We start from the raw sequence: 14,644 nt of genomic DNA on the forward strand, positions 1-14,644 counted from the left end.
GTTTATAGAACAATATATAACAGATAAACTGACACCATTACTTAAGACAAGATGAGTGTTATGGGCTATTTATTTGCAGTTACCCTTCTTTGGGCGTTTTCGTTTAGTTTAATTGGTGTGTATTTAGCTGGCCAAGTTGATGCGTGGTTTAGTGTGCTAATTCGTGTGGCTTTAGCAGCGTTAGTATTTTTGCCTTTTTTAAAGAAAATCCCTACCCCACTTGCGTTTAAACTCATGCTGATAGGCGCACTGCAACTGGGGGTTATGTATGGCTTTTATTACCACTCATTTTTGTTTTTAAGTGTGCCAGAAGTGCTGTTATTTACTGTAATGACCCCGCTTTACATTACGCTTTTAAACGATGCGCTAAATAAACAGTTTAATCCGCAGTTTTTTATCGTCGCGTTTATTGCCGTGTTAGGGGCTATTACCATTCGTTATGAAAACTTAGACAGTAACTTTTTAGTCGGATTACTACTGGTTCAAGGCGCTAATATTAGTTTTGCTATCGGCCAAGTAACCTACAAACGATTAATGCTTAATAAACAACTCGATGATAAAACCGTATTTTGTTGGTTTTTTATTGGCGCACTAATTGTTGCAAGCGCCTGTTACGCCTTATTTGGTGATCTTAACAAATTACCAAGTACCTCAACTCAATGGGGCATACTGATTTATTTAGGCATTGTGGCCTCCGGTTTAGGCTACTTTATGTGGAATAAAGGCGCGACGCTTGTTAATGTTGGCGCGCTGGCGGTGATGAACAACTTGCTTATTCCTGCCGGTATTATTGTTAATGTGCTTATTTGGAATAGAGACGCAGACCTACTTAGATTAAGTATTGGCGCGGGAGTGATGCTGTCTGCCTTAGTGGTAAACCAAATAATGGCTAAATCAACAAATTAATCACTCTGTAGTGAAATTGTCATTAATAATTAGTAAGGTAGCGTCCACTTTTATTTTTAAGGACAAATAATGAAGCGCATACCTTTTCTAACAACTTTTTTATTATTAAGCTCACTCGCTGGCTGTGATGACGATGTAAAAATAGTCGAAAAAGAAGTGGTTGTTACCAACACTGATGTTGAAATTGTTGAAGTACCTACCCCGGTTATTGTTGAAGTAGCTCAAGGCACCAATACGCAACTAGGTACTCGCCCCGACTACTTAATTGACGATATGGCTGACAGCGCACTAAAAACACAATTAGAATCGTGTAAAGAAGGTCCTTTTTATCGTACTGATTTTTCAATTGGTCACCGTGGTGCCCCCATGCAATACCCAGAGCACACACAAGAGTCTTACTTAGCGGCTGCTCGTATGGGCGCTGGTATTGTCGAATGCGATGTCACCTTTACCAATGATAAAGAGCTAGTATGCCGCCATTCTCAGTGCGACTTGCACACCACCACTAATATTTTAGCTATTCCAGAACTTGCGGCTAAATGCAGTGAGCCATTTACTCCAGCAAACTCTAACAGTGGCACGCCTGCTTCAGCTAAATGTTGTACCAGTGATATTAGCTTGGCAGAGTTTTTAACCCTTGAGGGTAAAATGGATGGCGCAAACACCAGTGCCACCAATGTTAGCGATTACATGAAAGGTACACCAAGTTGGCGCACTGACTTATACGCCACCTCAGGTACACTCATGACCCACAAACAAAGTATTGCACTATTTAAACAGCTCGGAGTAAAAATGACCCCAGAGCTTAAATCACCTCAAGTGAGTATGCCCTTTAACGGTATGACCCAAACGCAATACGCACAAAAAATGCTAGATGAATACACGCAAATGGAGGTACCCGCTTCGCGTGTTTTTCCGCAATCATTTAATTTAGCTGACGTACAATATTGGATTAATACTAACCCTGAATTTGCAGCGCAAAGCGTTTATTTAGATGGCCGAGATAGCGATGCAGGGTTTGATCCTAACAACCCCGACACATGGCAACCTAGTATGGCTTCGCTTTTTAATGACGGTGTTAAAATTATTGCTCCACCCATTTGGATGCTATTAACCATAGATAATGAAAGTAATATCGTGCCATCACAGTACGCTATTGATGCTAAAGCCGCAGGGCTTAATATTATTGCATGGAGTCTTGAACGTTCAGGGCCGCTGAATAATGGAGGCGGATACTATTACCAGTCAATTAGTGATGTTATAGATAACGATGGTGACATGATGGCCGTGGTTGATGTACTTGCAAAAGAGGTTGGTGTAATCGGTATATTTTCTGATTGGCCAGCTACGGTTAGCTACTACGCAAGTTGCAATAAAATGCCTGCAAGTATTTAAACTTTAGGGCGTGTTTATTTGACCGCGCTCAGCTATTATATTTATTTTACTGAGCGCTTTTATGATCATTCAACACCATAACGCTGACTTACCAACGCCTACAGGGTTAATGCGAACCACTATTTACCGCCCACAAACATCGGGGCAATACCCTGCCATTATTTTTTATTCTGAAATTTTCCAGCAAACGGCACCTATTGCCCGCAGTGCAGCTATTTTAGCCAGTCATGGTTTTGTGGTACTTGTACCAGAAGTGTTTCATGAGCTTAACCCTATCGGAACTGTGCTGGCTTATGATGATGAAGGTAAAGATAAAGGTAATAACGATAAATGGGCTAAACCTTTAGAGCATCATGATAGCGACACACAAAGCCTTATCGAGTTTGTAAAACGCCAAAGTTATTGTTCAGGAAACGTGGGAGCTATGGGTGTATGTATTGGTGGACATTTAGCTTACAGAGCCGCTTTAAACCCACTTATAAAAGCCGCGTTTTGTTTATACGCCACCGATATACACAGTAATACACTGCCCGCACAACCCGGTAATAACTCATTTGAACGCATGGCCGATATACTCGGTGAAATTCATTTTATTTGGGGTAAACAAGACCCTCATGTACCACAAGATGGTCGAGACAAAATATACCAGCAAGCTGTTCTTACTGGCATAAATTACCAATGGCAAGAAGTTAACGCGCAACATGCCTTTATGCGTGATGAAGGCGAGCGCTACGATGCAGCTCTCGCCATAGCAATGTATCAACAAGCTGTTGCCTTATTTAACCGAGCGCTAGCCCTTACGCATACCTAATGCCGTATGCTGTTTTACAAAGTACGCTTTTAAATAATCAACAAACAAACGTAACTTTTTAGATCCCGTCGCTCCTGGCGGGAAAACTCCATACAATTCAATATCTTTGCTTTTGTAGTCGTCCATTATAATTTGCAGTAAACCCGCTTGTACTTTTGGCCATGCATCGTATAGCGGTATACGCCCTATGCCATGTCCTGCCTCTACAAATGCAGTCCGTGCAGCGGCATTATTGGTACTGAGCGATCCTTGCATGGTAATGTCGACTTTTTTACCATCTTTTTGCAAGGTCAAGATTTTGCTCCCTAACTGATAAACCACCCATTGGTGCTGTGCTAATTCATCGGGCGTAGTGGGCTTACCATAATGTGCAAAATAATTAGGCGCGCCACAAATACAAGTACTCATAGTGGTTAACTTGGTTGCCTGTAGGTTTGAATCGCGCAGCGCAACCCCCCTAATAGCAAAATCAAATCCGTGTTTAATAATATCCACCACATCATCAGTTAGCTGTAAATCTATATCAATTTTGGGGTATTGGCGCTTAAAGGTATTAATTGCAGGCACTATTAATTGCATCCCCACATTAACCGGGCAACTAATTTTTAATAATCCTTGGGGCTCACTTTTTATATTTTCTATTTGTTGATTGGCAGCATTAGCCTGCTCGGTAATAACTCGGCAACGCTCATAGTAAGCCATACCGGCTTCAGTAAGGGCCATGGTCCGTGTTGAACGATTAAGTAAGGTTACTTCAAGTTGCGTTTCTAGCTTTTTTAAATGATAACTGGCTACCGCCCGTGTTAACCCTAGTTGCTTTGCCGCTGCAGTTAAACTGCCCTGCTCAACTATTTGTGCAAATACCACCATACTTTTTAATTGTTCAAACGAGACTTTCATGGACGCTCCAGTGCGTTTTTAACTTCAACCCTCCGATTGTATCAATTATTAAATCAATAAAGTTAAATTTATCATCGTTGTTTAAGGTTGGGTTAGTGCATATAGTAATTGCTAAGCAAAGATTACAATTTTAAATCATCAGAAGGAAAAAATAATGGCTAAGAAAATACTAATGGTACTTACTTCACACGCTGATTTAGGCAATACCGGTGAAAAAACAGGTTTTTGGGTAGAAGAATTCGCCGCCCCTTATTATGCATTTGTAGATGCTGGCGCAGAAATCACTCTAGCTTCACCAAACGGTGGTCAACCACCAATCGACCCAACCAGTACATTAGCCGACTTCCAGACTGATGCAACCAAGCGATACGACAACGACAGTGCAGCGCAAGCATTAATGGCAAACACAAAAGTACTAAGTGAACTGAATGCTTCAGATTTTGATGCGGTATTTTATCCAGGCGGCCATGGCCCATTATGGGATTTAGTGGATAACACAGATTCAATCTCGCTCATCGAAGATTTTGTAAAATTACAAAAGCCAGTGGCAGCAGTGTGTCATGCGAGCGCCGCATTTTTAAATACAAAAGATGCTGATGGCAATGCATTGGTTGCGGGTAAAAAAGTTACCGGCTTTAGTAACACTGAAGAAGCCGCTGTACAATTAACAGATGTAGTGCCATTTTTAGTCGAAGACGAGCTGATCAAAAAAGGTGGTGACTATCAAAAAACCGACGACTGGGGCGTTCTTGCGCTTGAAGACGGTTTAGTGATCACCGGTCAAAACCCAGCAAGCTCTGAGCTAGCAGCTAAAAAATTACTTACCAAGCTTGGTTAATTACAATTAATCAGTATAAAAAGCACAGTTTAATCGCTGTGCTTTTTAATTTGCTTTTCATTACTCACCACTATTCCTATACTGGCCACTCTTAATATAAATAAGGGCACCGTATGCAAAATAAACCATCCACCTTGTCGTTACTTAGCAGCACCCGTTTTGCCATTATAAGCATTGTGACTATTTGTTTTGTGTTGCAACTAATTAATAGCCTGCCAGGCATTAGTTTAAATGGTTTAGGTATTTACCCACGCAGCATTCAAGGGCTGATTGGTATTCTTTGCGCTCCCTTTTTACACGGTAGCTGGTGGCATTTTGCTAGTAATATGCTGCCCTTCATTGTTTTAAGCTGGTTAATTTGCCAATACAGCGTAAAGCGTTTTTATAGTGTATTTATATTCACCGCATTAGTCGGTGGATTACTGGTATGGATGTTTGCTCGTGGCAATATTCATGTCGGCTTAAGTGGCGTTATTTATGGGTTATGGGGATTTATTTTATGCTATGGCATTGTAAGACGTTCTTTTAAATCTATTTTTATAGCCGTGGTGGTGGCCTTTTTATACAGTGGCTTTATTTGGGGCGTGTTACCACAGCGGTTGCACATCTCGTTTGAAAGCCATCTGTTTGGCGCACTAAGTGGATTCTTTTTAGGGTATAAATTAGCAAAAGCAGATAAATTAAAAGCAACAACGGGCAAAGCAAATACGCACGTTTAAACTATTAGAGGCTATTTATGAGTGATAACAACGACTACACCCCAGCAAAAGTATGGACATGGGACAATGAAAGTGGCGGTAAATTTGCAAACATTAACCGCCCAATTGCAGGAGCAACTCACGATAAAACACTGCCTATTGGCAAACATCCATTTCAGCTTTACTCATTAGCGACCCCCAACGGGCAAAAAGTCAGTATTATGTTTGAAGAGCTATTAGAGCTTGGTATTACTGAGGCTGAGTACGATGCTTATTTAATTAATATTGGTGAAGGCGACCAGTTTGGCTCTGATTTTGTTGATATAAACCCAAACTCAAAAATACCTGCGTTGATGGATCACTCTACAACACCAGCAACCCCTGTATTCGAATCAGGCGCTATTTTACAATACCTTGGCGAAAAGTTTGATGCGCTTATTCCTAATGATTTTCAAGCTAAAACACAATGTCGTAATTGGCTGTTTTGGCAAATGGGATCGGCGCCTTATTTAGGTGGCGGCTTTGGTCACTTTTACAGCTATGCGCCAACCAAAATGCAATACCCGATTGACCGTTTTACCATGGAAACTAAGCGCCAGCTTGATGTACTAAACCGCCATTTAAGTGACAATGAATACATGGCAGGCAGTGAATATTCAATTGCCGACATTGCTATTTGGCCGTGGTATGGCTCACTGGTTTTAGGTGACTTATATGATGCCGCTGAATTTTTAGATGTTGCATCTTATACCCATGTGGTTCGTTGGGCTAAGCAAATAGCTGTGCGCCCAGGTGTAAAACGAGGCCGCCGTGTTAATCGTACTTGGGGCCCAGAAGAAGAACAAATGGCAGAGCGCCACAGCGCCCAAGACTTTAAATAAAAGTCAAAACAGTTCAATAAGCCAGCTGCTTAGCTGGCTTTTTTATGCCCATTAATAAAAAATATTGAATCATATTTCAGGTTTATATTTTTATAAAAAAATTAAATAATTTCCTTTTAAAACAGGAAAACACGCCAAAATAGACTAACTTTAATAAAAATTACTAACATAAAGTTTATTATGCGATCTTTGGTTTGTGTACTCCTCTTAAGTGTACTTCATATTGCAGCATTTCCTTTAAGTGCACGCAGCGAAGATGTAAAAACATTAACGCTCTACCATGACTCAGACTATTCAAACCATTACGAATCGGCCTATGCAATGAAGATGGGGGTGCTGACTGCTTTAGCAGAGATTAATAATAACGTGCAAGATTATCAGCTCACACTGATTGAAAAAGACAACCGAGGTAATGCGAATCGCAGCTTATTGCACATGCAGCAGTTTCTAAAAGACCCCAATGCACTGGTTTTTATTGGTGGATTGCACTCCCCGCCCTATATAAAAAACAGAGAGTTCATCAATAAAAACAAACTATTATTACTACTGCCTTGGGCTGCCGGAGGGCCTATTACCCGATACCCTAGTGATGATAACTGGGTATTTAGGCTCTCGGTAGATGATACAAAAGCCGGTTATAGAATGGCCCAATTTGCAACGCAAACTCTAAATTGCAAAAATCCGCTCTTACTTTTAGAAGACACGCCATGGGGAAAATCAAACAACAACACCATGCTTAAGGCCTTTGGTGATATAAAACCACAAGTAAAATGGTTTAACTGGAACACAAAAATAAATAACGCCAAATTAATGCTGCATCAAATAAAAAATACACCTGCAGAGTGTATTTTATTTGTTGGAAATGCCATTGAGGGGGCTGTATTTATAAATGCGATGGCAAGTTTTGCCAAAAATGAACGCCTTCCTATTGTTAGTCATTGGGGAATAACGGGTGGGGATTTTTTTGCCAACGTTGAACAAGCTATAAAATCAAACTTGAGCTTACATTTTATACAAAGCTGTTTTTCATTTTTAAAAACGCCGCAAACCGCTTTAACTAAAAATGTTATAGCACAAAGCTTATCTCTCAAGCCTACCCCTGTAGCACCCACTGAGTTAATTTCTCCGGCTGGATTTATTCATGCCTACGACTTAACAAAACTATTGTTACAGGGCATATCACAAATAACTTTAACAGATAATACAGAGCACAACAGAGCAAAAATTAAACATGCACTTGAGAACTTAACCATGCCAGTTAATGGCTTAATAAAACAATACCAACGACCTTTTGCTGTGTGGTCAGCTAATAATATTGATGCCCACGAAGCACTTGGTTTTGACGATTTATGCATGGCAAATTATCAACCAGATGGAAAAATACACATTATCAATAACCCAATAGGCAATGTTGAGTAATGCGAGCATTAATAAATAAAAAATTTAAGCTCTCAACAAATAATGCTTTTTATACTTTTTTAGTATTGAGCTTAATATTATCAGTGACTATTTCTTTACTGTTTGTTGGCCATCGCGCAAATACAGCTATCTATGATTTGCAAAGTAAAAGTCTTGAGATTGAATCTAAACTCACCACCAGCTACCTCACACTATTTTTAGAAACAAGAACACAAATTCTTAATGACCTTGCTCGTCAACCTATTTTATCTAACGCCATAATGGGGTCAGACACCTCAAAAGCGCTACTCCAAGATTACCTTTTTCAATATAAAATAATGGGTAGCACCGAAAAAATAACGATTATAAACGTATTAAAAGAGGTGGTTTTTAGTAACGACCCTTCGCTTAACGAGCTGAGTATAATTGAGCAACCATGGATAAATAGCTTACTTGAAGAGCAAACAGAAAAGGCGGTGATATTAAATAAGCCAACCAATACTGATTTATTCACAATTGCGGTGCCTATAAAATATAATAACTTTACTGAAGGCGTGCTTATGGTTCAATTTAATACGCCAATGACCCAGTTACTACCGACCGACTTTGACCGTGAAAGACATGGACTGACATTAGCAGGACCATGGGTTTATTATTCTAATTTAAATCAAGGTGACGAGTATGTCAGCATTAACCAAAACCTCATTGGCAATACAGATATAACATTAAACTACTACATTACTGCCAATTTAATTGCTGCTAAAACCACTCGCTTCATAATCGATATTGCTATATCAATTATTGCAAGCATGGCTTTATCGACATTATTTCTGTTTTTATTTGGCAGGCACTTACTACTAAACCCGTTTAAGCTTTTAGAATCCTCAAAAGAAGCGATAAAGCAAAGTGAAGCGCGTTACGAACTGGCAGTTAAAGGCAGTAATGATGGCATTTGGGATTGGGATATTATTAAAAATGAAGTATATTTTTCTCCCCGTATTAATGTATTGCTTGGCTACGATGAAAACGATAAAAACGCTTTACCTCACTGTACTGATGGATTTTATAAATTACTTCACCCTGATGATATAACCGAGCATAAAAAGCAAATAGCGAATCACTTGATTAGCAACACCCCCTTCAATTTCGATTATAGATTAAAGACTAAATCAGGCGCTTATCGTTATTTTACAGTAAAAGGGATGGCACTGCGCAATGAGCATAATAAAGCAATTAGAATGGCAGGCTCTGTAACTGACATTACTGAGCAAAAAGCAGCAAATCAATCATTAATTGAAGCAAAAGCGGCGGCTGAGCAGGCTAATATTGCTAAAAGCGAGTTTTTAGCGGCAATGAGTCATGAAATTCGCACGCCTATGAATGGCGTATTAGGCATGCTTAATTTGATTTTAGATAGTTCATTAAATGAAAAACAACATCATCAGGTAAGCATTGCACTCAATAGTGCAAACTCCTTATTAAATATTATTAACGATATTTTAGACTTTTCAAAAGTAGATGCCGGTAAGCTTGAGCTTGAAGAATTGGAGTTTAACCTTTGTAACATGCTCGACGATTTTATCGAAACAATAGCAATTCATGCTCACAGTAAAAATATTCCGTTAATGCTAGATATAGAGCATCTTGAATACGCTTTTGTCATTGGTGACGCCGGACGCCTCAAACAAATTTTAACAAACTTAGTAAATAATGCGCTTAAATTTACCCATGAAGGCGAAGTGCAAGTTATTGCTAAACTCAGACCGATTAACAACAATCAAATGCGTTTTAGCTGCCAAGTAATAGACTCTGGAATTGGTATTTCTGCAGCTCAACAAGCCAAGCTATTTAAATCATTCTCTCAAGTTGACTCTTCAACAACACGAAAATATGGTGGCACGGGCTTAGGCTTAGCGATTGTTAAAAAGTTATGCCACCTAATGGAAGGTGATATACAGGTACAATCTAAAGAAAATAAGGGCAGTAACTTTAGCTTTAATGTTGTTCTAAAACGCAGTAAAAACCCACAAAAAGTATTCCCCCCTGTAGATATGTCATCGTTAAATATTTTAATTGTGTGCAGCAATCAAACTCAATCTTCTATTTTACACAAGCAGTTTACTAAATGGGGAGCAACAGCCGTAATCAGCCCATCCGCAAAGCAGGCTGTGAAAACATGTCAGCAATATATCGAAAAACAAAACCTTTGTTTTGATTTAATTATGATTGATATGCAGCTAAGTGACGGCGATGCGTTAACCTTAAGTAAAACCCTTGATAAAGAAGTAGATCTTATGGCTGCGCATGTTGTTTTAATGACCACGGGTGAGCTAAATAAACAGCGCGATTTATATCAAGCGTCTCGGTTTTCAGCCATTGTTACAAAGCCCATAATCACACAAAATCTTTTTAAGATGCTATCGACCTGCTTTAGCGGTAAACAGCAAAGTAATAACAGCCTCATTACTAAGGGTTTATCTGACACTGAGTCTTTGTCGAGCGATGATATTGTGTGGGACAAAAACATTCGTATTTTACTAGTTGAAGATAACAACATTAATCAAATCGTCGCCTCTACCACGCTTAAAAAAATAGGAATTAATAGCATTGATATTGCAGAAAATGGTCAGCACGCGCTCGAATATTTAAAACAAACAACTTCCCATAACCCGTACTCACTCATTTTAATGGATTGCCAAATGCCAGTGATGGATGGTTACCAAGCCACAACCCATATAAGAGTAAATGAAGTTGGAAGTAAAAATCCCCAAATTACTATTATTGCTATGACAGCAAACGCTATGGTGGGCGATGAAGCTAAGTGCTTACAGGTTGGAATGAGCGACTATATTTCTAAGCCCATTGCACAAGACATATTATTTAAAAAACTTCTAAAGTGGTTGCCATATGAACTTAAAAACAATGAGTAAAGTAGATATGTTAACCATATCATCTTAATATATATAAATATTTGTACTTATACAGCGGTAAAATAGAGTGAAAAAACTGACAAAAGAACAAATTTATAAACGCTTAAATAACGAAGAAGATGCTCGCGCGTGTAAGGCCATCGACGACAATGCCTGTCAGGAAGTACCCGGTAATTTTATTATTTTACTCATTAGCCAGCTGTTTAGTAAGTTTGCTGATGCACTGCTTAATCCAAAAATAACGCTGCCATGGTTAATGCAAAGCTTAAATGTACCAGCGAGTTTTATTGCTTGGTTAGTACCAATTAGAGAATCGGGTTCATTGCTGCCCCAACTTGCTATTGCTAACGTTATTCGCAAACTCCCCGTTCGTAAATGGGTATGGGTAATAGGTGCAGTGATGCAAGCAGGATGCATTTTAGCCATGGTTGCGGTGGCGTTCACCCTCAAGGGCGCACAAGCAGGCTACGCCATTATTGGCTTATTAATTTTATTTAGCCTTGCCAGAGGGTTTAACTCTGTCGCTGCAAAAGATGTGCTGGGCAAAGTTATTCCTAAACAGCAACGCGGTAATATTAGCGGGCTTGCTGCGAGCATTGCCGGTTTTGCCACCTTAACGTTTGGTCTCATGATGTGGTTTTTTTCACAGCAAAAAGATCAAGATATTGTGATCATCGCTTTACTACTGGGTGCATTAATGTGGCTGATTGCCGCGTTTTTTTATGCACAAATTAACGAATATAGTGGCGCTACCGAAGGAGCGAATAATGGCCTATTGCACGCGTTTTCAAAGTTAAAAATTTTATACCAAGACAAACAGTTTGCGCATTTTGTTATTACACGTGCCTTACTGCTTTGTTCAGCATTGAGTGCCCCTTTTTATATTATTTTAGCCAGTAAACAGTCGTTTGAATTTTCTTTACTTGCCACCTTTATTGCCGTTTCCGGCTTTGCAAGCCTAGTCTCAGCGCCGATTTGGGGACGCTTAAGTGACTTATCTAGCCAGCGAGTGCTGGTACTCAGTGCCACTTTGGTTACCATTAATGGGCTGGCTGTATTTGTTATTGCAACTTGGTATAACGAGCTGCTACTAAATTGGTGGGCTATGCCTATTTTGTACTTTTTACTCTCAGTTGCGCACCAAGGAGTACGCTTAGGGCGAAAAACGTACCTCGTCGATATGGCAGAGGGTAACAAACGCACCGATTATGTGTCGGTTAGTAATACCGTTATTGGGGTTTTATTACTGATGTTGGGCAGCATAGGCTTATTAGAATCGTTTTTATCAACCGCAGAGCTTATTTTGCTTTACAGTGGGTTAGGTTTTTTGGGGGCAATGAGTGCACTGTTTTTATCAAAAACAGAGTAAATAGCGCGCTGTTTAACCTTATATAATTAAAACGCTCACCTTTAAAGTTGTGGGCGTTTTAATACAAACTTATCTTTGGTGGTGCTAAAGTAATCGCCGCCCATTTTACCTACTGCATCTAAACGTGTCGGATCTATGTAGCCATTTACCAACGTGGCGTCATCTATAAAAATTCCCACTACATCTAAGAGCATCATTTTCCCACCGCTTGGTTCATCTGAAATAGTGATCACTTCTCGAAGCTTACATTCATAGCGTACTTTTGAAGCTGCAACACTCGGCGGATTAACTAACTGGCTTGGGACTCTCTCTATGCTGGCCTCATCAAACTCACTGACATTATTAGGGTAATTAGCGCAGCTTTGGTTCATTTGCTCTACTAAAACATGACTAACAATATTAACCACACATTCTTTGGTGGCTAGTAAATTTGTCAGTGTATCTTTATTGGCTTTATCACTGGGGTTAACTTGAGTCACACTTAGCACTGCAGGCTGACAACTTGCTACGGTAAAAAAAGAGTAAGGTGCAATATTGCTTACCCCCTCATTACTTAGGGTGCTTATCCATGCAATCGGTCGTGGACTAATACCGCCAACTAAGTAGCTATAAACAGAGCGGTTGTTGTTTTGAATTAAATCTAAAAACATTATTTCTCACTTTTAAGTTAAAAACTAAACCCTAGTACTAGGCAATACGTACTTATAAGTTGGATCTTCATTAATACTACACCGTTAGCAAATAGTTTAATTTCATGCGCCAAAAAATAAACATTGTCTGGTTTAAACGCGATTTACGCTTAAGCGATCATCAACCGCTTAAACATGCGTTTAGCAATGGGCTTCCAACATTATTGATGTACAACTTTGAGCCGCTGTTACTCGAAGATGCTCATTATAACGAGCGACATTGGCGCTTTGTGTATCAGTCACTATGTGATTTAAACCAACAACTTGATCGCTTTAATAGCTGCGTGTACATATTTAAACAAAATATGCAGTCGTTGCTTGAAGAGCTACTCACCCAGTTTGAAATAATTAATCTCTTTAGTCACCAAGAAATCGGCTTAAATAATACATTTGAGCGCGATAAAGCGATTAAAGCATGGTGCCAACATAATCAGATTAACTGGTTAGAGTCACCAACGGGGGCTGTCATTCGGGGTAAAAAAAATCGCAATAATTGGAATGAATGCTGGCAACAAACAATGCAAGCGCCAATTGCCATCCCAGATTGGAAACACATTAAAACAGTGACACTCACACACTACCAATCGCCAGAATTACCAGACAGTTACACAGCTGACGATGACAACTTTCAATATGGAGGGCCGCGACTTGCCCGCGATGTTATGCACAGTTTTTTTGCCGAGCGCGGTAAAGGCTATCAAAAAGGGATCTCTAGCCCGAGCTTGAGCCGTACGCATTGCTCTAGGTTATCGCCCTATTTAGCGTGGGGAAATATCAGCCTGAGGCAAGTGTATCAAATGGCGATTGACGCATACCATTCAACCCATCTCGATAAAAAAGGCTGGAAGCGTCCGCTTGCTGCGTTTGTATCTCGCCTGCATTGGCATTGCCATTTTATGCAAAAGTTTGAAAGCGAATGCAGCATGGAATTTAAAGCCTTAAATCCGGGTTACCATGCATTTCCGTATCGTTATGACGCTAAGGTTACTAGCGATATTGAACGCTGGGCACAGGGGCAAACCGGTATTCCTATTATTGATGCCTGCATGCGCTGTTTAAAAGCCACCGGTTATATTAACTTTAGAATGCGCGCTATGCTGGTGAGCTTTGTAACCCATCATTTAAACATCAGCTGGCAACAGGCAAGTTTTCCGCTGGCTAATTACTTTTTAGACTTTGAGCCAGGTATTCATTATCCGCAAATACAAATGCAGGCATCGGTTACTGGCATTAATACTATTCGCCATTACAACCCCATTAAACAATCTGAAGATCAAGACCCAACCGGCGCATTTATAAAAAAATGGTGCCCCGAACTTGAAAAGCTCCCCATTGAATATTTACATCAACCCTGGCAGCAAACGCCTATGGAAGCGCTATTTAACGACTTTAAAATAGGCGAAGACTACCCCGAACCTATGGTGGATTTAACAAAAGCCTCAAAAGAAGCGCGCGATAGGCTGTGGCAATACCGTGAACGGATTGATGTAAAACAGGCTATCCCAGCGATACTCAAAGCCCATGTAAGCATTACACCACGACCAAAAAACACTAAAAAGAAGCGTAACAATGGCGCATAAAAAATTACATTTACCGCAAAAAAACTGCCCCGTTTGCAAGCGTGACTTTACCTGGCGCAAAAAATGGCAACGGGACTGGGACAACGTTATTTATTGCTCGCAGCTGTGCAAAAAAAACAAGCTGGCTTACTTAAATTCAACTAGTTAACTAAACATAACAAAGCTTTGTTATCACCTCTTAAAATACGGTAACATAAAACTTCTTAGTGCGGCCGTTGTCGCAATCAAACTTGAACGCAAATAAAAACT

General features: G+C 39.8%; 13 protein-coding genes. 11 read left to right on the forward strand and 2 right to left on the reverse strand.

Going from position 1 to position 14,644, the window contains the following annotated elements; genetic code table 11:
• Positions 1–60: 60 nt before the first annotated feature.
• The 3 genes from DK924_RS14970 (at position 61) to DK924_RS14980 (ending at position 3,112) form a co-directional block, all read left to right on the forward strand.
• Entirely contained in the window at positions 61–906 is an 846-nt protein-coding gene (locus DK924_RS14970; RefSeq protein WP_181388785.1) for a carboxylate/amino acid/amine transporter, read from the forward strand.
• Between the two features lie 69 nt (positions 907–975).
• Positions 976–2,301, forward strand: coding sequence for a glycerophosphodiester phosphodiesterase family protein (locus DK924_RS14975; RefSeq protein WP_055011696.1), 1,326 nt, complete (start codon positions 976–978; stop codon positions 2,299–2,301).
• Between the two features lie 61 nt (positions 2,302–2,362).
• Entirely contained in the window at positions 2,363–3,112 is a 750-nt protein-coding gene (locus DK924_RS14980) for a dienelactone hydrolase family protein (protein ID WP_054202094.1), read from the forward strand.
• On the opposite strand, the gene DK924_RS14985 is transcribed toward DK924_RS14980, so the two are convergent.
• A complete protein-coding gene (locus DK924_RS14985; RefSeq protein ID WP_010391235.1) occupies positions 3,092–4,012 on the reverse strand; it encodes a LysR family transcriptional regulator in 921 nt (306 codons plus the stop codon). The genes DK924_RS14980 and DK924_RS14985 overlap by 21 nt on opposite strands.
• 154 nt (positions 4,013–4,166) lie before the next feature.
• On the opposite strand from DK924_RS14985, the gene DK924_RS14990 reads away from it, so the two are divergent.
• The 6 genes from DK924_RS14990 to DK924_RS15015 all read left to right on the forward strand — a co-directional run bounded on the left by DK924_RS14990 (position 4,167) and on the right by DK924_RS15015 (position 12,126).
• Positions 4,167–4,850, forward strand: a complete 684-nt coding sequence (locus tag DK924_RS14990) for a type 1 glutamine amidotransferase domain-containing protein (protein WP_008108786.1) — start codon at positions 4,167–4,169, stop codon at positions 4,848–4,850.
• 113 nt (positions 4,851–4,963) lie between these two features.
• Entirely contained in the window at positions 4,964–5,569 is a 606-nt protein-coding gene (locus DK924_RS14995) for a rhomboid family intramembrane serine protease (RefSeq protein ID WP_054202093.1), read from the forward strand.
• A gap of 17 nt (positions 5,570–5,586) precedes the next feature.
• Positions 5,587–6,429 carry a glutathione-dependent disulfide-bond oxidoreductase gene (gene yghU, locus DK924_RS15000; RefSeq protein WP_055011692.1) on the forward strand — a complete coding sequence of 281 codons (843 nt, stop codon included), beginning with the start codon at positions 5,587–5,589 and terminating at the stop codon, positions 6,427–6,429.
• Between the two features lie 180 nt (positions 6,430–6,609).
• Entirely contained in the window at positions 6,610–7,848 is a 1,239-nt protein-coding gene (locus tag DK924_RS15005) for an ABC transporter substrate-binding protein (RefSeq protein WP_055011691.1), read from the forward strand.
• Positions 7,848–10,757, forward strand: coding sequence for a PAS domain-containing hybrid sensor histidine kinase/response regulator (locus DK924_RS15010; RefSeq protein ID WP_109875562.1), 2,910 nt, complete (start codon positions 7,848–7,850; stop codon positions 10,755–10,757). The genes DK924_RS15005 and DK924_RS15010 overlap by 1 nt, the downstream gene beginning before the upstream one ends.
• Before the next feature lie 67 nt (positions 10,758–10,824).
• Positions 10,825–12,126: an MFS transporter gene (locus DK924_RS15015; RefSeq protein WP_109875563.1), complete on the forward strand. Its 1,302-nt coding sequence runs from the start codon at positions 10,825–10,827 to the stop codon at positions 12,124–12,126.
• Positions 12,127–12,167: 41 nt separating this feature from the next.
• Here the strand turns inward: DK924_RS15015 and DK924_RS15020 are convergent, their stop codons facing one another.
• Entirely contained in the window at positions 12,168–12,776 is a 609-nt protein-coding gene (locus DK924_RS15020) for a flavin reductase family protein (protein ID WP_109875564.1), read from the reverse strand.
• A gap of 104 nt (positions 12,777–12,880) precedes the next feature.
• Between DK924_RS15020 and DK924_RS15025 the strand changes: the two genes are divergently transcribed.
• The gene (locus tag DK924_RS15025) at positions 12,881–14,395 is read left to right on the forward strand and encodes a cryptochrome/deoxyribodipyrimidine photo-lyase family protein (protein WP_109875565.1); all 1,515 of its coding nucleotides are present in this window, start codon (positions 12,881–12,883) and stop codon (positions 14,393–14,395) included.
• Positions 14,385–14,543 (forward strand): DUF2256 domain-containing protein, encoded by a 159-nt coding sequence (locus DK924_RS15030; protein WP_109875566.1) that lies wholly within the window; start codon positions 14,385–14,387, stop codon positions 14,541–14,543. The genes DK924_RS15025 and DK924_RS15030 overlap by 11 nt, the downstream gene beginning before the upstream one ends.
• The last annotated feature ends 101 nt before the right edge of the window (positions 14,544–14,644 follow it).

Origin of the sequence: Pseudoalteromonas sp. meg-B1, assembly GCF_003173795.1 — a bacterium.
Lineage (GTDB): Bacteria > Pseudomonadota > Gammaproteobacteria > Enterobacterales > Alteromonadaceae > Pseudoalteromonas > Pseudoalteromonas undina.